The 22396-nt window shown below is 49.0% G+C and carries 17 protein-coding genes; 4 read left to right on the top strand and 13 right to left on the bottom strand.

All coding sequences use genetic code 11. The annotated features are described in order from the left end of the window. Window positions 1-223 precede the first annotated feature (223 nt). A complete protein-coding gene (gene tyrS / locus XMM312_RS05720) occupies window positions 224-1519 on the bottom strand; it encodes a tyrosine--tRNA ligase (RefSeq protein WP_173488813.1) in 1296 nt (431 codons plus the stop codon). A gap of 205 nt (window positions 1520-1724) precedes the next feature. Between tyrS and XMM312_RS05715 the strand changes: the two genes are divergently transcribed. Both XMM312_RS05715 and XMM312_RS05710 read left to right on the top strand, forming a co-directional pair. Then, window positions 1725-3098 carry an OapA family protein gene (locus tag XMM312_RS05715; RefSeq protein ID WP_254442858.1) on the top strand — a complete coding sequence of 458 codons (1374 nt, stop codon included), beginning with the start codon at window positions 1725-1727 and terminating at the stop codon, window positions 3096-3098. Between the two features lies 1 nt (window position 3099). After that, window positions 3100-4185: an anhydro-N-acetylmuramic acid kinase gene (locus XMM312_RS05710; RefSeq protein WP_173488812.1), complete on the top strand. Its 1086-nt coding sequence runs from the start codon at window positions 3100-3102 to the stop codon at window positions 4183-4185. Here the strand turns inward: XMM312_RS05710 and XMM312_RS05705 are convergent. From XMM312_RS05705 to argC, 3 genes are all read right to left on the bottom strand, one after another. Further along, the gene (locus XMM312_RS05705; protein WP_173481803.1) at window positions 4182-4622 is read right to left on the bottom strand and encodes a YtoQ family protein; all 441 of its coding nucleotides are present in this window, start codon (window positions 4620-4622) and stop codon (window positions 4182-4184) included. The two genes, XMM312_RS05710 and XMM312_RS05705, sit on opposite strands and share 4 nt — an antisense overlap. Window positions 4623-4684: 62 nt before the next feature. Continuing rightward, on the bottom strand, window positions 4685-5023 hold the full coding sequence (erpA, locus tag XMM312_RS05700) for an iron-sulfur cluster insertion protein ErpA (protein ID WP_173481802.1): 339 nt from the start codon (window positions 5021-5023) through the stop codon (window positions 4685-4687). A 66-nt stretch (window positions 5024-5089) separates the two neighbouring features. Further along, on the bottom strand, window positions 5090-6124 hold the full coding sequence (gene argC, locus XMM312_RS05695; RefSeq protein ID WP_173481818.1) for an N-acetyl-gamma-glutamyl-phosphate reductase: 1035 nt from the start codon (window positions 6122-6124) through the stop codon (window positions 5090-5092). A 180-nt stretch (window positions 6125-6304) separates the two neighbouring features. On the opposite strand from argC, the gene hemL reads away from it, so the two are divergent. Further along, a complete protein-coding gene (gene hemL / locus XMM312_RS05690; protein ID WP_173488811.1) occupies window positions 6305-7588 on the top strand; it encodes a glutamate-1-semialdehyde 2,1-aminomutase in 1284 nt (427 codons plus the stop codon). 6 nt (window positions 7589-7594) lie between these two features. Then, window positions 7595-8179 carry a hypothetical protein gene (locus XMM312_RS05685; RefSeq protein ID WP_173488810.1) on the top strand — a complete coding sequence of 195 codons (585 nt, stop codon included), beginning with the start codon at window positions 7595-7597 and terminating at the stop codon, window positions 8177-8179. Window positions 8180-8228: 49 nt separating this feature from the next. Here XMM312_RS05685 and fusA read toward each other — a convergent pair whose 3' ends face one another. From fusA to rplK, 9 genes are all read right to left on the bottom strand, one after another. Beyond that, window positions 8229-10322 (bottom strand): elongation factor G, encoded by a 2094-nt coding sequence (gene fusA / locus XMM312_RS05680; protein ID WP_173481799.1) that lies wholly within the window; start codon window positions 10320-10322, stop codon window positions 8229-8231. A 106-nt stretch (window positions 10323-10428) separates the two neighbouring features. Then, entirely contained in the window at window positions 10429-10899 is a 471-nt protein-coding gene (gene rpsG / locus XMM312_RS05675; protein ID WP_173481798.1) for a 30S ribosomal protein S7, read from the bottom strand. Window positions 10900-11046: 147 nt separating this feature from the next. Then, a complete protein-coding gene (gene rpsL / locus XMM312_RS05670) occupies window positions 11047-11421 on the bottom strand; it encodes a 30S ribosomal protein S12 (RefSeq protein ID WP_173481797.1) in 375 nt (124 codons plus the stop codon). Between the two features lie 112 nt (window positions 11422-11533). Beyond that, window positions 11534-15760: a DNA-directed RNA polymerase subunit beta' gene (gene rpoC, locus XMM312_RS05665; RefSeq protein WP_173481796.1), complete on the bottom strand. Its 4227-nt coding sequence runs from the start codon at window positions 15758-15760 to the stop codon at window positions 11534-11536. Window positions 15761-15826: 66 nt separating this feature from the next. Further along, entirely contained in the window at window positions 15827-19927 is a 4101-nt protein-coding gene (gene rpoB / locus XMM312_RS05660) for a DNA-directed RNA polymerase subunit beta (RefSeq protein WP_173488809.1), read from the bottom strand. Between the two features lie 178 nt (window positions 19928-20105). Beyond that, a complete protein-coding gene (rplL, locus tag XMM312_RS05655; protein ID WP_173481794.1) occupies window positions 20106-20477 on the bottom strand; it encodes a 50S ribosomal protein L7/L12 in 372 nt (123 codons plus the stop codon). Window positions 20478-20519: 42 nt separating this feature from the next. After that, window positions 20520-21014 carry a 50S ribosomal protein L10 gene (gene rplJ / locus XMM312_RS05650; protein ID WP_173488808.1) on the bottom strand — a complete coding sequence of 165 codons (495 nt, stop codon included), beginning with the start codon at window positions 21012-21014 and terminating at the stop codon, window positions 20520-20522. 216 nt (window positions 21015-21230) lie between these two features. Further along, complete coding sequence (rplA, locus tag XMM312_RS05645; protein ID WP_173481792.1) at window positions 21231-21926, bottom strand: 50S ribosomal protein L1; 696 nt, start codon at window positions 21924-21926, stop codon at window positions 21231-21233. Then, a complete protein-coding gene (rplK, locus tag XMM312_RS05640; protein ID WP_173481791.1) occupies window positions 21926-22360 on the bottom strand; it encodes a 50S ribosomal protein L11 in 435 nt (144 codons plus the stop codon). The genes rplA and rplK overlap by 1 nt, the downstream gene beginning before the upstream one ends. Between the last annotated feature and the right edge of the window lie 36 nt (window positions 22361-22396).

Genomic DNA, 22396 nt, shown 5'->3' with positions numbered 1-22396 from the left:
TCAAGAAAAACATTACGCTAAATGAATTCACATATAGGTTGCTTGTCTTGTTAAGCTTTTGTGCTCAACCTCAACAAGCGCCCACACGCATTACCTGATTAATTGTTAAAGAGCGTGCCACCGATCTCTTGGTGGCTGCTTGAGCACTCGTCTCAAGCGAGGTGCGTATATTACCGACACCCGATTTTTATTCAACCCCTTTTTTGTAAAAAAACTAACTTTTTTACAAATAAAACAGGTGGTGTTTCTTTTTACCCAGTTTGACTAGGAAATATTTACCAAATAGGCCTGCTTCAGAGCTGAAAATTTCGTTGCCTGACATATTATCGGCCATACCACAGGCACGATCATTTACGATGACAGCGTCACGCTGCAGTGCATCTTTGATCTGCTTACCGGAATTCGCCATACCCGCATCAACCAACAGTGTCGTCAACGGTGTATCCGAAAGATCGGTTGGAACCTGTGTCGCCGGAAGACCATCTTGCTTAAGCTGCTCAAAGTCAGCTTCACTTAACTGGCTAATATCACCTGAGAAGAGTGACTCTGTAATTCGCTTAGCCGCTTCTACTGCATCATTACCATGCACCAAGCGTGTCACCTCTTCCGCGAGAATCGCTTGCGCTTGAGGACGACCAGTCGCTGCTTTATCTTCCTCTTCAATGTCAGCAATTCTCTCAACATCTAAGAAGGTGAAGTAACGAAGGAACTTGTAAACATCTGCATCAGCCGTCGACATCCAGAATTGGTAGAAGGCGTAGGGCGATGTTTTAGTCGCATCTAACCAGATAGTACCTGACTCGGTTTTACCAAATTTTGTTCCATCTGACTTGGTTACCAGTGGCAGCGTAATACCGAACACCTGGTTGCCATTCATACGGCGTGATAGTTCGATACCACCAGTAATGTTGCCCCACTGATCAGAACCACCGATCTGTAAAGTACAACCGTGCGACTTATTAAGCTGCTGGAAGTCAAAAGACTGAAGAATCATGTAGGTAAACTCTGTAAAAGAGATACCAGATCCCTCACGATCAATACGCTGTTTTACAGACTCTTTTGCAATCATCGAGTTTACAGAGAAGTGCTTGCCCACATCGCGCAGGAAGGTCAGTACATCCATGCCTCGAGTCCAGTCGAGGTTATTTACAACCTCGGCACTGTTATCGCAGTTATCAAAGCTGATGAACTGACTCACTTGTGCTTTGAGTTTATCCACCCAACCAGCAACCGTTGAATCATCGTTTAACTTTCGCTCCTGTGCTTTAAAGCTCGGATCACCGATCAAACCGGTTGCTCCACCCACAAGAGCCAAAGGCTTATGGCCATACTCTTGAAAACGACGCAATGTTAACAGCGGCACTAGGCTACCAATGTGCAGACTATCTGCCGTCGGATCGAAACCACAATAGAGCGTTACAGAACCCTTCTCTAGGTGTTCCATTAACTCATCTTCACTACTCATTTGCGCGACAAGTCCACGCGACTGAAGTTCAGCGATTAAATTGCTATTTGCCATGGTTTGTTTCAATCCGATGTTTGCGGTCTTAATTTGAGAGGCGAGATTCTACCGATTGATCATCTGTTAGACAAATTTGATAAGGGATCCATTTGATTAAAATCATCGCTAAATCGCTTTATCTATCGGAATCTAGATGGAACTTTTATACAATTAACTGTCTAAGGGACAAACACTCTGTTTCAACTAATATCTGGCTGTAGGTTTGGCTAAAAATATTTTCAGAAAAGCGAAGCGATTTCCTAAGATGCACCTTGCCGTTGTTGGGTCTCTGTCGTTTATCGCCTTGATGCTCTCGATACTTCCTTCATCGGAGGTAGAAGCCACTCGATCTCAGATCGAACTTATCTCACCCAAAGCCCTTCCAGAAGCACAACTACCGGTGGCTGAAACCACCTCTTCAACCCTTATAGAACACAATGAGCAAACCTCAGCAACCACTGAAGTGGCAGAACAGCCACCCGCTATTGAGTGGCAACGCTTTAAAGTCAAAAGCGGTGACAACCTAAGCAAAATCTTCAAGCGTGCCGGCCTAGGTGCTAAAGATGTTCATAAGATTGCCCAGGCTGATAAAAAAACCAAGCACTTCAATGCGCTCCGTCCTGGCCAGACGCTCAGTCTTCACATTGAAGATAACCAACTCATCACACTGCGCATTGAAAAGAGCCTGTTAGAGTCAGTTGAGTTTTCGCTGACGGATACGGGTTATCAGCAAGAGACCCTAGTACTTGAACCCGAGATGCGCCAGCGGTTCGTCACTGGAGAGATCTCCAGCTCGCTCTACCTTGCAGCCAAAAGCGCCGGTCTATCTGAGAACATCACCATGAAACTGGCCGAGGTATTTGGCTGGGACATCGATTTTGCTCTGGATATTCGCAAAGGCGACCAGTTTAGAGTGCTGTTTGAAGAGAAGTATTTAGATGGAAAAAGAATTGGCGATGGCGACATTCTTGCCGCGGAGTTCACCAACAACGGTGATACTTTCGCCGCCGTTCGCTATGAAGACTCCAACGGTGACGTAAACTACTTCACTCCGGAAGGCCGCAGTATGCGTAAAGCTTTCCTACGCTCCCCTGTCGACTTCCGCCGAATCAGCTCAGGCTTCACACGCGAGCGCTACCATCCAGTGCTTGGCGTAAAACGTCCTCACCGAGGAACTGATTACGCTGCTAAAACAGGCACACCCATCAAGGCAGCCGGGGATGGCAAAGTTATTTGGCGCGGTACAAAAGGCGGATACGGTCGTACGGTCATTATCCAACACGGTGGCAACATCACTACGCTCTATGGCCACATGAGCAAATACAACAGCAAGGTTAAAAAGGGTTCACGCGTTAAGCAAGGCCAGACCATTGGCTACGTAGGTATGAGCGGCACTGCAACCGGCCCCCACCTGCACTATGAGTTCCGAGTTGCGGGGGTCCATAAGAACCCACAGACGGTGAAACTTCCTGCCGCACAACCGATTGCTAAGAAAGAGCGTGCCAACTTCAATAAAGTGGCTAACGATATGATTGCTTCACTTCAGCAGAAGGCTATTGAGCAACTGATTGCCAGTGAGAGTCGTGCAGCAGAGTAAAATGTTTCTGGGCCTCATGTCCGGCACCAGCTTAGATGGGCTCGACATCGCTCTTTGCTACTTCGAACCTGAGTATCAACTACTGCACTCTCGCTGTTTCGAATTCTCTGACGAACTTAAACAGCGCATTCTTCCCTTTATGACTGGCCAGCCCCAATCGATTGATCAGCTGATGATCCTAGATAGGGACCTGGCCACTTTTGCTGCGGAAGCCATTCTGATCTTCCTGCATGACCACCGCATTGATCCTAAAGAGGTCAACGCTATTGGCTACCACGGTCAGACCCTACGACATAGACCAGACGAAGGCTGCACTCTGCAGGCAGGTAACCCTCATATTCTGGCCGAGATGACCGGAATCGATGTCATTGCCGACTTCAGACGACGCGACCTTGCAGCAGGTGGTGAAGGAGCGCCTTTGGTACCTGCCTTCCATCATTTTCTAACCGAGAAGATGCGCCGACCCTTTGCCCTTTTGAACCTTGGCGGCATTGCCAACCTCTCTCTGTTTACATCAAACGGAGATATTCAAGGTTTTGATACCGGACCTGCCAACACACTGATCGATCAGTGGATCTACCAACATAAGGGGGTTCACTTTGATGCAGAGGGTGCATGGGCGGCGAGCGGTGATATAAACCAACCCTTGCTTGACGCTCTATTAGACGAGCCCTATTTCCATCGAGCCGCCCCAAAAAGCACCGGTCGGGAAACTTTCAATCTAGAGTGGCTCAATCATAAACTCGCAGACTTTGATCAGCTACCGTCTGAAGATGTTCAAGCGACGCTGACAGAGCTAACCGCAGTGACCATTGCTGACGCTCTAAAACAGGCCAAGCTGACCCACTGTCAACTGATTCTATGTGGCGGAGGCGCGCGAAACGATCATTTGATTGAACGCCTAACAGCACACCTACCTGACTTCACCATTATATCCAGCGACCTATTAGGCTGGTCAGCCGATGCCATGGAAGCCGCTGCCTTTGCTTGGCTAGCTTGGGCTTTCAAAAACAAAAAAGCTGGGAATATCCCAGCTGTGACAGGCGCCTTCGGTGAGCGTCGCCTTGGCGCGCTCTTTCCCGCTTAAGGCTGAAGGACGTAGCGCAACGTCTCCACTACCTGCTCATTCGTCTTGGCCCAGGCTAGAGATTGAGCATCAACCTCTTTAAGTGGGTGAATCAAATCTTCTGCATGCAGAGTAATGTAAGGCTTACCCAAAGCAGCACAGTAGCCTGCATCGAATGCAGCATTCCACTGCTTATACTTGTCACCAAAACGAATCACAACCAGATCAGCTTGTTCGATCATCCCTTTGGTTCTAATTAGGTTCACTTTGGATGACTGGTGATCACGCCAGAAATTATCTGACTGCTCTCCCAAGTGGTCGCCGGCAGCATCACTGGCAGGGTGATCAGTGACCGGAGCCAAATAGGTAATATCCAGACCCAATGCTTCAGTACCTTGGCGAATCACATCACGCCAATCGGTATGAATTTCACCCGACATATACACTTTGTAACTCATGATAGCCCCCTAATAAAAAAGCCAGCCACTCTTGCTAGGAGCCGCTGGCCTATAGCATTCATTTAAATTGAGAAAGATGAACCACAACCACAGGTCGTTGTTGCATTAGGATTGTTGATCACGAACTGGGAACCCTGTAGACCCTCTTTGTAATCCACCTCTGCACCCACAAGATATTGAAAGCTCATCGGATCAACCACCATGGTCACTCCCGCATTCTCAACCACAGTATCATCTTCAGCCACAGACTCATCGAAAGTGAAGCCGTACGAAAAACCTGCACAGCCACCACCAGTAATGAAGACGCGCAACTTTAGGTTATCGTTCTGCTCCTCTTCAATCAGAGTACGTACCTTATTTGCAGCAGAGTCAGTAAAGATCATATCGGCATCAGCGGACATGAATACACACCTCAAAATTCATTGGAATGGGTGAATTCTCACAAAACCAAGTAAAACAGTCAAGAATTATGGCATCAACGCTACGTTAGTGAGGCCTGCATTCTCTTTTAGGCCAAACATAATGTTCATGATCTGAATTGCCTGACCAGAAGCACCTTTCACTAAGTTATCGATGACTGAGAGAACCACGACCGTATCATCATCTTGTGGACGGTGAACGCTGATACGACAGAAGTTAGACCCTTTTACACTGCGAGTCTCAGGGTGAGAACCTGCAGGCAACACATCGACAAAAGGCTCGTTGGCATAACGTGCTTCAAAGAGCTCTTGCAGACCCGAATCAACAGGGTCTTTCAACGTAGAGTAGAGCGTCGCGTGAATACCACGAATCATCGGCGTCAAATGAGGTACAAAGGTTAAACCGACCGGCTTACCCGCCGCCCAAGTGAGTCCTTGGCGAATTTCAGGGAGGTGGCGGTGGCCAGGCACACCATAGGCTTTAAAACTCTCGCTCGACTCACACAGCAATGTACCAACACTGGCGCCACGACCGGCACCGGATACACCCGACTTACAGTCGGCAATCAAACGGCGTGTATCAACCAAACCCGCTTCTAGCAGCGGCAAAAAGCCCAGCTGAGTCGCGGTGGGGTAACAGCCAGCACAAGCAATTAACTGCGCATCTTTAATCTGCTCCCGATTCAACTCAGGTAAACCGTAGACCGCTTTCTCAACCAGGTCTGGGCAGCTGTGGTCCAGCTTGTACCACTTCTCCCAAAGCGGTACATCCTTGATTCGGAAGTCAGCACCCAGATCGATCACGCGTACGCCACGATCAACTAACGCAGGCGCCATCGACATGGCAACACCGTGCGGCGTTGCAAAGAAGACAACATCACAGGCGGCCAAGCGGTCAACATCAGGCACGGTAAACTCTAGATCGTAATGACCACGAAGATTGGGGAACATATCAGCAACCGGCATACCCTCTTCAGAGCGGGAGGTAATCACCTCGACTGAGACTTCTGAATGGTTAGCCAACAGTCTAAGCAGTTCAACGCCCGTATAACCCGTGCCACCCACAATACCTACTTTAATCACGATAGTTCCACGCTCCATGTTAGCCATACTGACTGAGTCTTAAGAATTCAGGTGCTGTATAATACGCCACAGTGATTTCCAACTCCAGATTCACGATCCAAGGGATTTGTTCAGGCGTACTACTGACACTCCCTTGCTGGCTGTGGATAATGGTCAAAAATGTTTACCGAGGTTAAGTTGATGTCTAAGTCAGAACAGTTATTTGAAGCCGCCCAGAAACACATCCCAGGCGGTGTTAACTCGCCCGTTCGTGCGTTCAAAGGTGTCGGTGGCACACCGGTCTTTGTTAAACGTGCCGAAGGCGCTTACATCTTCGACGAAGATGACAAACAGTACATCGACTACATCGGCTCTTGGGGCCCTATGCTGTTTGGCCACAACTACCCTCCTGTGATCGATGCGGTGCGTGATGCCCTAAACCACGGCATCTCTTTCGGTGCACCAACAGCAATCGAAACAGAGATGGCAGACAAAATTTGTGAGCTTGTACCCTCAATGGAGATGGTTCGCATGACCAGCTCGGGTACTGAAGCGACCATGAGTGCCATCCGATTAGCGCGAGGTTACACCGGTCGCGATAAGATCGTTAAATTTGAAGGCTGCTACCACGGTCATTCCGATTCACTGCTGGTCAAAGCGGGCTCAGGAGCACTGACACTGGGCGAACCAAACTCACCTGGAGTGCCTGCTGCACTGGCGGAGCACACCATCACACTGCAGTTTAACGACCTAGAGAGTGTCAAACAGGCCTTCGCTGAAGTAGGTAAAGAGATTGCGTGTATCATCGTTGAGCCAGTCGCTGGCAACATGAACTGTATCCCTCCAGTAGAAGGATTCTTGGAAGGCTTGCGTGCCATCTGTGATGAATACGAAACCGTTTTGATCTTTGACGAGGTGATGAGTGGCTTCCGCGTAGCGCGCGGCGGTGCACAAGAGCTTTATGGTGTCACACCTGATCTTACCACTCTAGGCAAGATCATTGGCGGCGGCATGCCCGTTGGCGCCTTTGGTGGCAAACTGGAGATCATGCATCAGATCGCGCCACTGGGCCCTGTTTACCAAGCGGGCACCCTATCAGGCAACCCTCTAGCCATGCGTGCCGGCCTTGCTATGCTAACCGCGATGGAGCGTGAAGGCTTGTACGAAGAGTTAAGCGCGAAGACAGAATACCTCACCGAAGGGTTGAAGGCAGTAGCGGCTAAAAACGGCATCTCTGTGACCACGACCGCAGTAGGTGGTATGTTTGGTCTGTTCTTCACCGATCGTGAGAACATCACTGGGTTTAGTGATGCAACCGCCTGTGATGTTGAAGCGTTCGGAAAGTTCTTCCACCACATGCTCGACGAAGGAGTCTATCTGGCACCTTCAGCGTATGAAGCGGGCTTCCTTTCCGCCGCTCATACAGAGGCTGACCTAGACGCAACCATTGCAGCGGCTGACCGCGCCTTTGCGAAACTGGGGTAATCTGCGATGACTCTGTTGGGGCAAATACTCCTGTTGCTAGCAGCCATCGCTAGCACGCTCTACCTCTTCAGAGGGACGCAAGATAACCTCGATAGCAGCAGTGAGATCAAAGTCACTCGACTCTCACTGCTGAGCATGATCATTGCACTTATTGGCAGTTTCACCCTGACCAGCGACTCCATGGACAGTTCGACACTGCTTCGGATGCTGAACAATTTGGCCCTCTATGCGGGCGCCCCTATGATGGCTAGCGCACTGCTGGCACGTGCGCTGCAGCGCAGCTTCACCATGCAAACCTGGGGGCGTTACCTACTGGCACTGATTGCCCTGTTTGAGCTCTGCCGGAGAATGGATGCCGGAGCAGATTACGCTATGGTGTTGGCTATTGTTCTAATAGGTGCATTAGGAGCAGCTGCCTTTCTTAGCAAAATCAGATCCCAACGAGCTTCGTTTTTGAGTGCTGCACTTCTACTGGCAATCGCTATTGTCAGCTGGAAAGCCAACACCTCTGATCTACTACTCTACTTAGCCCTTAGCTTGACGCTTCTGTTTGCCTCGAAGGGGATGAAAGCTAAGGCTTCACAGGCATAAAAAAAGCAGAGGCGGTAAACCGGCTCTGCTTTTTAATCACTGATATCAATTAGTAGCGGTTCAACATGCCATCCAGGATGTTTTTCGGCGCCTCTGCGTAGTTTTCAAACTCCATTGAGTAGGTCGCACGACCCTGGGATGCTGAACGAAGATCGGTCGCATAACCGAACATCTCACCCAGTGGCACTGCAGCACGAATCACCTTGCCTGATGTCGTATCTTCCATACCCTGAACCAGACCACGACGGCGGTTAAGGTCACCCATCACGTCACCCATGTACTCTTCAGGTGTTACGACTTCCACTTTCATCATCGGCTCTAGAAGACAAGGATCAGCTTCCATAGCGTACTTTTTAAGTGCTTGTGATGCGGCGATCTTAAAGGCCATCTCATTAGAGTCGACATCGTGGAAAGAGCCGTCGTAAAGACGCGCTTTCAGACCGATCAATGGGTAGCCCGCAAGAACACCGTTCTTCATCTGCTCAGAGATACCTTTCTCGATCGCAGGAATATACTCTTTTGGAATCGCACCACCGACGATCTCATTGATGAACTCCAACCCTTCGTCATCACTTGGCGAGAACTCAACGACAACGTGACCATACTGACCACGACCACCTGACTGGCGGGCAAACTTGTGGTTTGCAACAACACTGCTGCGGATCTTCTCACGGTAAGCCACCTGAGGTTTACCGATGTTCGCTTCAACCTTGAACTCACGTTTCATACGGTCAACGATGATGTCTAGGTGAAGCTCACCCATACCCGAAATGATGGTCTGGCCTGTCTCTTGATCGGTCTCAACACGGAAGGATGGATCCTCTTGCGCCAATTTGCCCAGTGCCAAGCCCATCTTCTCTTGATCCGCTTGTGATTTAGGCTCAACCGCAACCGAGATCACTGGCTCAGGGAACTCCATACGCTCTAGAACGATCTTCTTGTCAGCATCACACAGCGTATCACCTGTGGTCACATCTTTAAGACCGATCATCGCAGCGATGTCGCCTGCACGAACCTCTTTAATCTCTTCACGGCTGTTAGCGTGCATCTGCACCATACGACCGATGCGCTCTTTCTTCTGCTTAACCGAGTTATAAACGCTGTCACCAGATACCAACACACCTGAGTAGACACGAACGAAGGTCAAGGTTCCCACAAAGGGATCGGTAGCGATCTTGAATGCCAGTGATGCGAACGGCGCGTTGTCATCCGCTTCACGCGTTTCAACGGTCTCAGCAGCATCATCCAATGTACCTTCGATCGCTTTGACCTCAGTCGGCGATGGTAGGTACTCAATAACCGCATCGAGTACTGCTTGAACGCCTTTGTTCTTGAACGCAGAACCGGCTAGCATCAAAACAATCTCGTTATTCAGAGTACGCTGACGCAGACCCGCTTTAATCTCATCAATAGATAGCTCACCCTCTTCAAGGTACTTATCCATCAACTCTTCATTGGCTTCGGCCGCCGCTTCTAGCAGCTCTTCACGAAGCTCTTCGGCACGGTCCTGTAGATCAGCTGGAATCTCTTCCAGATCATAGGTCATACCTTGATCGGCTTCGTTCCACATGATCGCTTTCATGCTGATCAGGTCAACGACGCCTTTGAATTCATCTTCAGCACCAATCGGAATATTAATAGGTACTGGTACAGCACCCAGGCGCTGTTTAAGCTGATCAACCACCATGTAGAAATCTGCACCGGCACGGTCCATCTTGTTCACAAACACCATACGAGGTACTTCGTACTTGTTTGCTTGACGCCATACCGTTTCAGTCTGCGGCTGAACACCCGAAGAGGCACAGAGCACAACAACGGCACCATCCAGTACACGCAGTGAACGCTCTACCTCAATGGTAAAGTCAACGTGCCCAGGAGTATCAATGATGTTAACGCGGTGCTCATCGAACTGCTGATTCATCCCTTTCCAGAAACAGGTTGTCGCAGCCGAGGTAATGGTGATACCACGCTCCTGCTCTTGCTCCATCCAGTCCATGGTTGCAGCGCCATCGTGCACTTCACCGATCTTGTGTGACATGCCTGTGTAGAACAGAACGCGTTCGGTTGTTGTCGTTTTACCAGCATCTACGTGAGCACAGATACCAATGTTACGGTAACGATTAATTGGGGTAGTACGAGCCATTGATCAAACTCCTGAAACGTAAAAAGCCCTCGTCATAAACGAAGGCTTTAAAAAAGCGAATTTAAAGCTGGCGAAATGATAACACCATTTCGCCAGATAAAAACGCTTAGAAGCGGAAGTGTGCGAACGCTTTGTTAGCGTCAGCCATGCGGTGAACGTCTTCACGTTTCTTAACCGCAGCGCCACGGCCTTCAGCCGCGTCTAGTAGCTCGCCCGCTAGACGAAGAGACATGTCTTTTTCGCCACGCTTACGCGATGCGTCAACCAGCCAACGCATTGCAAGCGCCATACGACGTGATGGACGAACTTCAACAGGTACTTGGTAAGTTGCACCACCAACGCGGCGAGACTTAACTTCGACCATAGGCTGAACAGTTTCCAACGCTTTATCAAACAGTTCCAAAGGATCTGCTTTAGTACGCTCTTCAACTTTCGCTAGAGCGCCGTAAACGATGCTCTCTGCTACAGATTTTTTACCGCTAATCATCAAGTGGTTGATGAATTTAGCCAGTGTGATGTTTCCGAATTTAGGATCCGGTAGAATTTCGCGCTTTGCAGCGACGCGTCTTCTTGGCATGGATAAGCCCTCAATAAATCGTTTAAAAGGTCTTCAGGTTACTCAGGCAATTAAGCCTGCCCTTACTCTTATCGTCTCGGTCTAGCTACCAGCGCGGACTAGGTCCTGCTTAACAGCTTCGCCGACTCTCATAGAGAGTAGACGAACTTAAGACTTAGGACGCTTAGCACCGTACTTAGAGCGGCCCTGTTTACGGTCGTTAACGCCCGCACAGTCAAGCGCACCACGTACAGTGTGGTAACGTACACCAGGTAGGTCTTTAACACGGCCACCACGGATAAGAACAACACTGTGCTCCTGTAGGTTGTGACCTTCACCACCGATGTATGAAGAAACTTCGAAACCGTTAGTAAGACGAACACGACAAACTTTACGTAGTGCTGAGTTCGGTTTCTTAGGTGTAGTAGTGTAAACGCGGGTACATACGCCACGACGTTGAGGACAAGCTTCTAATGCACGAACATCAGACTTCTCTACAACGCGTTTACGTGGTTTGCGCACCAGCTGGTTGATAGTTGCCATTAAGCAAACTCCACGTTTAGTTAAACAACAAAAAGACTAGGACCGAAGCCCTAGTCATTCAGGGGGCGAAATTTTAATCAATTCCACCCCTTCTCGTCAACGTCTTCTGAAATTATTCAGAATCTTCCACTGAAGCGTTCAATGCTTCAGTCAAAGCTGCTTGTACTTCTTCAGCACTTACAGTGACGCTAGATTCTGTATCCTGCATACGTTTGCGTTTGCGTTCGCTGTGGTATGCAAGACCAGTACCGGCTGGGATCAGACGACCCACAACCACGTTCTCTTTCAGACCGCGCAAGTAATCTTTCTTGCCGGTTACTGCACCTTCCGTTAGGACACGAGTTGTCTCCTGGAACGACGCTGCAGAGATGAACGACTCTGTTGCCAGAGAGGCTTTAGTAATACCTAGAAGCACACGTTCAAACTTAGCTGGCTGCTTACCTTCAGCAACCAATTTTTCGTTTGCGATTGTCACATCTACGAATTCAGCCTGTTCACCCTGAATGAATTCAGAATCACCGCTATCTAGGATCTCTACCTTGCGAAGCATCTGACGCACAATCACTTCGATGTGCTTGTCGTTGATGCCTACACCCTGTAGACGGTAAACGTCTTGGATCTCAGAAACGATGTATTTAGCTAGCTCTTCTACGCCCAATACGTGCAGGATATCGTGTGCACTTGATGGACCATCTGAGATCACCTCACCCTTCTCAACTGTCTCACCTTCGAAGACGTTAAGCGAGCGCCACTTCTGAATCATCACTTCGATTGGATCCGCACCATCAGTTGGAGTGATCACAATACGACGCTTACCTTTGGTCTCTTTACCAAAGCTGACAGTACCTGAAATCTCAGCAAGCACAGCCGCTTCTTTTGGTTTACGCGCTTCGAATAGATCCGCTACGCGTGGAAGACCACCGGTGATATCTTTGTTGACAGTACCCTCTTGTGGTAGACGTGCTAGGACGTCACCAACACCTACATCTGCACCATCTTGAAGGTTCAAGATCGCATTAGGTGGCAGCATGTACTGTGCAGGCATTGCTGTACCAGCGTGAAGAACGTCTTCACCCTTGGCATCAACAAGCTTGATCATTGGACGGATATCTTTACCTGCCTGTGGGCGGTCTTTGATATCCAATACTTCGATCGTAGTTAGACCTGTTAGCTCATCCGCTTGGCGCTTAACAGTGATGCCGTCTTCAAGACCAGCAAACTGAATGCGACCCGCAACCTCGGTTACGATTGGGTGAGTGTGCGGATCCCAGTTAGCAATGATTGCGCCTGCTTCGACAGTGTCGCCATCTTTCGCTTTGATCACTGCACCGTAAGGTACTTTGTAACGCTCGCGCTCACGACCGTGCTCATCGGTTACACCGATCTCACCAGATCGTGAAGAAGCGACTAGGTTGCCATCTGCACGCTCAACGGTTTTAAGGTTGTGTAGACGAATTTCACCGCCGTTCTTAACCTGGATGTTATCGACAGCAGCTGCTCGTGATGCCGCACCACCGATGTGGAAGGTACGCATGGTAAGCTGTGTACCCGGCTCACCGATTGACTGTGCAGCGATAACGCCGACAGCTTCACCGATGTTAACCTTGTGACCGCGACCTAGGTCACGACCGTAACAGCTTGAACAGATACCGTGGTGTGATTCACAGGTAATAGCAGAACGAACGATCACTTCATCGATCGAGCTGTAAGTATCGTCATTATCTAGACGTGCTACCCAAGCTTCATCCATCAATGTACCCGCAGGGATCAATACATCTTTACCCTGTGGATCAAGAACGTCTTGTGCAATAACACGACCAAGAACACGCTCACCTAGACCAACAACTACGTCGCCGCCTTCGATTAGCGCCTGGATCACTAGACCCTCTTCAGTGCCACAATCTTGCTCTGTGATAACCACATCCTGAGCAACGTCTACTAGACGACGAGTTAGGTAACCCGAGTTCGCAGTCTTAAGTGCCGTATCGGCTAGACCCTTACGAGCACCGTGAGTCGAGATGAAGTACTGAAGTACGTTTAGTCCTTCACGGAAGTTAGCCGTGATCGGTGTCTCGATGATCGAGCCATCTGGCTTAGCCATCAGACCACGCATACCTGCTAGCTGACGAATCTGAGCCGCACTACCACGTGCGCCTGAGTCGGCCATCATGTAGACAGAGTTGAAAGACTCTTGCTCTTCCTGCTCGCCTTCAGCGTTGATCACTGTGTCAGACTTCAGGTTGTCCATCATCTTCTTAGCAAGCAATTCGTTTGCACGAGACCAGATATCGACAACCTTGTTGTATTTCTCACCCTGAGTAACAAGACCGTCTGCGAACTGACGCTCGATCTCTTTCACTTCAGTGTCGGCTTCAGCAACAATGTTCACTTTCTCATCTGGGATAACGAAATCGTTAACACCGATCGATGCACCTGAAAGCGCTGCTTGACGGAAGCCCATGTACATTAGCTGGTCAGCAAAGATAACCGTATCCTTCAGACCACAACGACGGTACGCCTCGTTAAGAAGACGCGAGATCGCTTTCTTCTTCATCGCCTGGTTGATCAGTTCGAACGGAAGACCCGTTGGAACGATATCAAACAGCATTGCACGACCCACTGTCGTATCAACGATTGCAGTGCGAGACTCTTCGTTACCTTCGATGTCGCGGATCGTTTCGTTGATACGAACCTTCACGCGAGCCTGTAGGTGAACCTGTTTAGCACCATACGCACGCTGAACCTCTTTGATATCAGAGAATGCCATGCCTTCGCCCTGCGCATTGATGCGCTCACGAGTCATGTAGTACAGACCCAATACCACGTCCTGTGAAGGAACGATGATCGGCTCACCATTTGATGGCGAAAGAATGTTGTTGGTAGACATCATCAAAGCACGAGCTTCAAGCTGCGCTTCGATCGTCAACGGTACGTGTACCGCCATCTGGTCACCGTCGAAGTCGGCGTTATACGCAGCACACACAAGTGGGTGTAGCTGGATCGCTTTACCTTCGATCAAAACAGGCTCAAATGCCTGGATACCAAGACGGTGAAGTGTCGGTGCACGGTTTAGAAGAACTGGATGCTCACGGATAACCTCATCAAGGATATCCCATACAAGCGGCTCTTCACGCTCAACCATCTTCTTAGCGGCTTTAATCGTAGTTGCGTAACCACGAAGCTCTAGCTTAGAGAAGATGAATGGCTTGAATAGCTCAAGAGCCATCTTCTTAGGAAGACCACACTGGTGAAGACGCAGTGATGGGCCAACCACGATTACAGAACGACCAGAGTAGTCAACACGCTTACCTAGAAGGTTCTGACGGAAACGACCCTGCTTACCTTTGATCATGTCAGCAAGCGACTTCAGAGGACGCTTGTTAGAGCCAGTGATGGCACGACCACGACGACCGTTATCAAGCAACGCATCGACAGATTCCTGCAACATACGTTTTTCGTTACGTACGATGATATCTGGAGCGTTAAGGTCTAGAAGACGCTTCAAACGGTTGTTACGGTTGATCACACGACGGTATAGATCGTTAAGATCAGAGGTTGCGAAACGACCACCGTCCAGTGGTACTAGTGGACGTAGATCTGGTGGTAGAACTGGAAGAACTTTTAGGATCATCCACTCTGGGTTGTTACCAGACTTGTAGAACGCTTCAAGTAGCTTAAGACGCTTAGACATCTTCTTAAGCTTAGTTTCTGAGTTAGTCGCAGGAATCTCTTCACGAAGAACTGAGATCTCAGCTTCTAGATCGATCGACTTTAGAAGTTCGCCGATCGCTTCAGCACCCATACGAGCGTCAAAGTCATCACCGAACTCTTCCAGTGCTTCAAAGTACTGCTCGTCGTTCATTAGCTGACCGCGCTGAAGCGTCGTCATGCCTTCATCGATCACAACAAATGATTCGAAGTAGAGAACGCGCTCGATGTCACGAAGGGTCATATCTAGCATCAAGCCGATACGAGACGGTAGTGACTTAAGGAACCAGATGTGTGCAACTGGAGAGGCTAGCTCGATGTGACCCATGCGCTCACGACGCACTTTAGTCATGGTCACTTCAACGCCACACTTCTCACAGATAACACCACGGTGCTTCATGCGCTTGTACTTACCACATAGACATTCGTAATCCTTTACAGGGCCGAAAATCTTGGCACAGAACAGACCGTCACGCTCTGGTTTGAATGTACGGTAGTTAATCGTCTCAGGTTTTTTAACCTCACCATAAGACCATGAACGAATCATGTCTGGTGAAGCCAGAGAGATACGGATCGAATCGAACTCGTCGCTCTGACTTTGAGTCTTCAACAGATTAAGTAAATCTTTCATTATCTATAGCTCCTCACGGGAGGGGGCTGCAGCACTTGGCATACAGCCCGATGTTCAATTAGGCCCTTACTCGTTCTCTAGCTCGATATCGATACCGAGAGAACGGATCTCTTTGATCAGCACGTTGAATGATTCAGGCATGCCTGGATCCATGCTGTGGTCGCCATCGACGATGTTCTTATACATCTTCGTACGACCATTCACGTCATCGGATTTGACTGTGAGCATCTCTTGAAGCGTGTAAGCTGCGCCGTACGCTTCCAGTGCCCAAACCTCCATCTCACCGAAGCGCTGACCACCGAACTGAGCTTTACCACCCAGCGGCTGCTGAGTAACAAGGCTGTAAGAGCCGGTTGAACGTGCGTGCATCTTGTCATCAACCAAGTGGTTAAGTTTCAGCATGTACATGTAGCCAACAGTCACTGGACGGTCGAACTTGTCGCCTGTGCGACCATCGAACAGATCCACCTGTCCACTATCATTCATGTCCGCAAGACGCAGCAGCGCTTTGATTTCAGATTCTTTAGCACCATCAAAGACTGGAGTCGCTAGTGGAACACCCGCTTTGAGGTTTTCAGCCAGAGCCAAGATCTCGTCATCACTGAATGACTTAAGATCTTCTTTACGAGCACACTCTAGGCCGCTGTGCTGTGCGTTGTAAACGGCTTCAAGGAATTCACGAACTTCCTTAACTTTTTCAGCCTTCTTACGCTCAATTTCCAGCATGGTGTTGATCTTACGACCAAGACCTTTCGCTGCAGCACCCATGTGAGTCTCAAGGATCTGACCTACGTTCATACGAGACGGTACACCCAGTGGGTTAAGCACCACATCAACTGGCTCACCGTTCTCATCGTAAGGCATGTCTTCGACAGGCATGATAACTGAGATAACACCCTTGTTACCGTGACGACCTGCCATCTTGTCACCAGGCTGTACGCGACGCTTAGTTGCTACGTAAACCTTAACAATCTTAAGTACGCCAGGCGCTAGATCATCACCCGTCTGAAGCTTGCTCTTCTTATCTTCGAAGCGCTTATCCAGCATTTCACGACGCTCTTCAAGCTGCTTCTTAGCCGCTTCAAGCATCTCTGCTGCTGCACTGTCAGATACGCGAATCTTGAACCACTCATCGTGTTTAAGATCAGCAAGGAATTCAGACGTGATCTCTTGACCCTTCTTAAGACCTGCACCACCGTCAGCTTTAAGGCCAACTAGCGTACGCTCAAGACGCTCGAAAATTGCTACTTCAACAATACGGAACTCGTCATCAAGGTCTTTACGGATGCTTGCAAGTTCAGCTTGCTCGATAGCGATTGCACGCTCATCTTTTTCAACACCGTCACGAGTGAAGACCTGAACGTCGATAACCTTACCAACAGTACCTGTCTTAACACGTAGAGAAGTGTCTTTAACATCAGACGCTTTCTCACCGAAGATCGCACGCAGTAGCTTCTCTTCAGGAGTCAATTGAGTTTCGCCTTTAGGCGTTACTTTACCTACTAGAATGTCTCCAGGACCTACTTCTGCACCAATGTGCACGATGCCTGATTCGTCTAGTTTAGCGAGTGCAGATTCACCAACATTCGGGATATCCGCAGTAATCTCTTCAGAGCCTAGCTTAGTGTCACGAGAGACACAGGTTAGCTCTTGAATGTGGATCGTAGTGAAACGATCTTCTTGAACAACACGCTCAGAGATTAGGATCGAGTCCTCGAAGTTGAAGCCGTTCCAAGGCATGAACGCGATACGCATGTTCTGGCCAAGGGCTAGCTCACCAAGGTCAACCGATGGACCATCGGCTAGGATATCACCACGTGATACCTGCTCACCTAGGTTAACGATCGCACGCTGGTTGATACATGTGTTCTGGTTCGAACGCACGTACTTAGTTAGGTTGTAGATATCTACACCTGCATCGCCTGCAGTAATTTCGTCATCGTTAACACGAACAACTACACGGCTTGCGTCAACTGATTCAATAACACCGCCACGCTTAGCAACCACACAGACACCCGAGTCACGAGCGATGTTGCGCTCGATACCGGTACCAACAAGCGGCTTATCAGCCTTCAGTGTTGGAACAGCCTGACGTTGCATGTTCGATCCCATCAATGCACGGTTCGCATCATCGTGCTCAAGGAACGGGATAAGAGCTGCCGCAACCGATACAACCTGACGTGGTGAAACGTCCATGTACTGTACGCGCTCTTTAGGCATTACGGTTGTTTCGTTCAAGTGACGAACAGTGACCAGCTCATCAGTCAGTTTGTTCTTCGTATCCACCGTTGCCGAAGCCTGTGCGATAACGAAGTTAGACTCTTCGATAGCTGATAGGTAATCGATGTCGTCTGTTACCTGACCATCAACAACGCGACGGTAAGGAGTCTCTAGGAAGCCGTAGTTGTTTGTACGAGCAAACACAGCTAACGAGTTGATCAGACCGATGTTTGGACCTTCAGGAGTCTCGATAGGACATACACGACCGTAGTGAGTTGGGTGTACGTCACGAACCTCGAAGCCCGCGCGCTCACGCGTTAGACCACCTGGGCCTAGTGCAGAGACACGACGCTTGTGAGTTACTTCGGAAAGCGGGTTGTTCTGGTCCATGAACTGTGACAGCTGCGACGAGCCAAAGAACTCTTTAATGGCAGCAGCAACTGGCTTAGCGTTGATCAGATCCTGAGGCATCAGGTTGTCTGATTCAGCCATGCTTAGGCGCTCACGTACAGCACGTTCTACACGAACAAGACCGACACGGAATTGGTTCTCAGCCATCTCACCAACTGAACGGATACGACGGTTACCAAGGTGGTCGATATCGTCAACAACGCCTTTACCGTTACGGATCTCGATCAGTGTCTTCATAACATCTAGGATGTCATCTTTAGACAGAATGCCTGAACCTGTCTCCTCTTCACGACCAAGACGGCGGTTGAACTTCATGCGACCTACCGCAGAAAGATCGTAGCGCTCTTCAGAGAAGAATAGATTTTCAAATAGTGATTCTGCTGACTCTTTCGTTGGTGGCTCACCAGGACGCATCATGCGGTAGATCTCTACCAATGCTTCAAGCTGGTTACGAGTCGGGTCAATACGAAGAGTGTCAGAAACGAATGGACCACAATCCAATTCGTTAGTGTAAAGCGTTTCGAAACGTTCGATCTTAGCTTCTTGAAGCTTAGCTACCGCCTCTTCAGTCAGCTCGGTGTTACAAGGAAGCAGTACTTCACCTGTAGCAGGATCAACGATATCTTTAGCTAGAGCTTTGCCCACTAGGTACTCTGCAGGAGTCTCTAGTTGAGTCATACCCTCTTTCTGCATCTGACGGATGTGGCGCGGAGTGATACGGCGACCCGCTTCAACAATCACATCACCTTTAGGTGTAAGGATCTCGAAGCTCATTGTTTCACCACGTAGGCGCTCAGGAATAAGATCCATCTGAATCTTATCTTTCGATAGATTCCAGCCAGTCGTGTCAAAGAAGATATCTAGAATCTCTTCTGCTTGGAAACCAAGCGCGCGCATCAAGATAGTCGCAGGCAGTTTACGGCGACGGTCGATACGAACAAATAGAGAGTCTTTTGGATCAAACTCGAAGTCGAGCCAAGAACCACGGTAAGGAATGATTCGAGCAGAGTAAAGCAATTTGCCCGATGAGTGTGTTTTACCCTTGTCGTGATCGAAGAATACACCAGGTGAACGGTGGAGCTGCGATACGATTACGCGCTCAGTACCATTGACAACAAAGGTACCATTCTCAGTCATGAGCGGCATTTCGCCCATGTAAACTTCTTGCTCTTTAATGTCTTTAACCGCTTTCGTAGACGAATCGCGATCGTAGATCACCAGACGCACTTTAACGCGTAGTGGCGCTGCGTAGGTGATACCACGCTGCTGACACTCTTTTACGTCAAAGACAGGCTCACCTAGGCGATAACCAGCGTATTCCAAAGCAGCGTTTCCAGAGTAAGAAACGATTGGGAATACAGAATTGAATGCGGCATGAAGCCCCTCTTCGGTGCGACCTTCAGAAGTAGCGCCCGCCTCTAGAAACTTACGATATGAATCCAGCTGTGTCGCGAGCAGGTAAGGTAGTTCCATTACCTGACCGAGTTTACTGAAATCCTTTCGGATACGTTTCTTCTCAGTGTATGAATAAGCCATCAGTGTTCCCCAGCATGTGCATCTAGGTTGAGAAACCAAACTCGATAAATTATCGAGCAATTCGTTCCGTTAAAAAGTCTATCTACTAATAACGGAAAAAGGCCGGTGGCATTTTTGCCACCAGCCATACGCTTTTTAAGCAGCGTAAAGCTGCTTAATGCGCAGCAAGCTCAAGTTATTACTTAAGCTCGACAGAAGCGCCAGCTGCTTCAAGATCAGCTTTGATCTGCTCAGCTTCTTCTTTAGAAGCGCCTTCTTTAACAGTTGAAGGTGCACCGTCAACCATCTCTTTCGCTTCTTTAAGACCAAGGCCAGTTACTGCACGAACTACCTTGATTACGTTTACTTTCTTATCGCCAGCAGAAGCTAGAACAACGTCGAAGTCAGTCTTCTCTTCTGCAGCACCGCCAGCATCGCCAGCAGGACCAGCAACTACTGCAGCTGCAGCAGATACGCCGAATTTTTCTTCCATTGCAGAAACTAGTTCAACAACGTCCATTACTGACATTTCAGCAATTGCATTTAGGATATCGTCTTTAGACAGAGACATGATTAATTCCTTTATTAAATCGGTTACTTAGCAACCAGCCAATTAAGCTGCTTGCTCTTCTTTCTGAACGCGTACCGCATCGATAGCACGTACAAGCTTGCCAGCAGCTGCTTCTTTCATGCAGCTCATTAGCTTCGCTAGTGCTTCGTCGTATGTCGGTAGGCTTGCTAGCATTGCGATATCAACGATCTCGCCTTCGTAAGCAGCTGTTTTCAGCTCAAACTTGTCATTGCCTTTTGCAAAGTCTTTCAAGATACGGGCGCCAGCGCCTGGGTGCTCTTGAGAGAAAGCAATGATAGTTGGACCTACGAACGAGTCCGCTAGACATTCATAAGCTGTGCCCTCTACTGCACGACGTGCTAACGTGTTACGTACGACTTTAAGCCATACACCCGCTTCACGTGCCTGCTTACGCAGTGCAGTCATATCGCCTACTTCAACGCCGCGGGAATCCGCAACGACAGCAGACAATGCAGAGCCAGCAGCTTCCTGAACCTCAGCGACGATCGCTTTTTTCTGTTCAAGTCCTATTGCCACAATTTACTCCTGGTTGTCTTTCGACATATTTACCAACCACCCCGCTTACGCGAGGCATGAGTACGGCTAAAATGATTCCGAGGAATCTCACCGTCTGCGCAGGCTGGTTGGCCCATTAAGATGCCACTGAAGAATCAATAGCATCACCTGCGGTCTTTGACGGTCTTCGTCTCTGTCAGACAGGTCTGAAGACCCTCAAATACCTTTGCTGGAGGATTAAGCGTCTAGTGACGCAACATCCACCTGTAGACCCGGTCCCATAGTAGTAGACAGGGTTACTTTCTTAACGTAAACGCCTTTAGCAGACGCCGGCTTAAGTTTCTTAAGCTCAGCAAGTAGAGCCGCTACGTTTTCAGCGATTTGGTTTGGCTCGAAGCCTACTTTACCAACTGACGCGTGAATAATGCCGTTCTTGTCAGTACGGAAACGTACCTGACCAGATTTAGCATTCTTAACTGCACCAGCAACATCTGGAGTTACAGTACCAACCTTAGGGTTTGGCATTAGGCCACGTGGACCAAGTACTGTACCTAGCGCACCAACAACGCGCATAGCGTCTGGGCTTGCAATTACTACGTCGAAGTCTAGGTTGCCAGCTTTAACTGACTCAGCAAGATCTTCAAAACCAACAACGTCCGCGCCCGCTTCTTTTGCTTTCTCAGCGTTTTCGCCTTGAGCAAATACAGCAACACGAACTTCTTTACCTGTACCGTTTGGAAGAACACTTGAACCACGTACAACCTGGTCAGATTTCTTCGGATCAACACCTAGGTTGATCGCAACATCTACAGACTCAGCGAATTTAACAGCAGAAACTTCTGAAAGAATCTGAGCAGCATCAGCAGCAGCGTACAATTTACCCGCTTCTACTTTTTCAGCGATCGCCTTTTGACGTTTAGTCAACTTAGCCATTACTCATCACCCTCCACAACTAGACCCATGCGACGTGCAGAACCTGCAATCGTACGTACCGCTGCATCCATGTCCGCAGCAGTAAGGTCAGCCATTTTAATTGTTGCAATCTCTTCAAGCTGAGCGCGAGTAACAGTACCCACTTTCTCAGTGTTTGGACGAGATGAACCAGATTTAAGACCAACCGCTTTCTTCAATAGGATTGAAGCTGGTGGAGTCTTAGTGATGAACGTAAAGCTACGATCAGCGTATACAGTGATAACCACTGGAATTGGCATACCAGGTTCCATCGATTGAGTCTGTGCGTTGAACGCTTTACAGAACTCCATGATGTTCACACCGTGTTGACCTAGCGCAGGACCTACTGGCGGACTTGGGTTCGCCTGACCTGCTTTAACCTGCAACTTAATGTAGGCTTCTATCTTCTTAGCCATTGAGCTACTCCTTTGGGTACAAGCGCCTCTCGGCTC

This window comes from Marinobacterium sp. xm-m-312 (assembly GCF_013283295.1).
Lineage (GTDB): Bacteria > Pseudomonadota > Gammaproteobacteria > Pseudomonadales > Balneatricaceae > Marinobacterium_E.
Note: the sequence above shows the minus strand (reverse complement) of the source record. Positions and strands in the feature narration are given on the sequence as shown.

Coding starts and splice junctions, on each gene's coding strand:
- tyrS (WP_173488813.1), bottom strand. CDS start 1,519: ATGGCAAATAGCAATTTAATCGCTGAACTTCAGTCGCGTGGACTTGTC.
- XMM312_RS05710 (WP_173488812.1), top strand. CDS start 3,100: ATGTTTCTGGGCCTCATGTCCGGCACCAGCTTAGATGGGCTCGACATC.
- XMM312_RS05705 (WP_173481803.1), bottom strand. CDS start 4,622: ATGAGTTACAAAGTGTATATGTCGGGTGAAATTCATACCGATTGGCGT.
- erpA (WP_173481802.1), bottom strand. CDS start 5,023: ATGTCCGCTGATGCCGATATGATCTTTACTGACTCTGCTGCAAATAAG.
- hemL (WP_173488811.1), top strand. CDS start 6,305: ATGTCTAAGTCAGAACAGTTATTTGAAGCCGCCCAGAAACACATCCCA.
- XMM312_RS05685 (WP_173488810.1), top strand. CDS start 7,595: ATGACTCTGTTGGGGCAAATACTCCTGTTGCTAGCAGCCATCGCTAGC.
- fusA (WP_173481799.1), bottom strand. CDS start 10,322: ATGGCTCGTACTACCCCAATTAATCGTTACCGTAACATTGGTATCTGT.
- rpsG (WP_173481798.1), bottom strand. CDS start 10,899: ATGCCAAGAAGACGCGTCGCTGCAAAGCGCGAAATTCTACCGGATCCT.
- rpsL (WP_173481797.1), bottom strand. CDS start 11,421: ATGGCAACTATCAACCAGCTGGTGCGCAAACCACGTAAACGCGTTGTA.
- rpoC (WP_173481796.1), bottom strand. CDS start 15,760: ATGAAAGATTTACTTAATCTGTTGAAGACTCAAAGTCAGAGCGACGAG.
- rpoB (WP_173488809.1), bottom strand. CDS start 19,927: ATGGCTTATTCATACACTGAGAAGAAACGTATCCGAAAGGATTTCAGT.
- rplL (WP_173481794.1), bottom strand. CDS start 20,477: ATGTCTCTGTCTAAAGACGATATCCTAAATGCAATTGCTGAAATGTCA.
- rplA (WP_173481792.1), bottom strand. CDS start 21,926: ATGGCTAAGTTGACTAAACGTCAAAAGGCGATCGCTGAAAAAGTAGAA.
- rplK (WP_173481791.1), bottom strand. CDS start 22,360: ATGGCTAAGAAGATAGAAGCCTACATTAAGTTGCAGGTTAAAGCAGGT.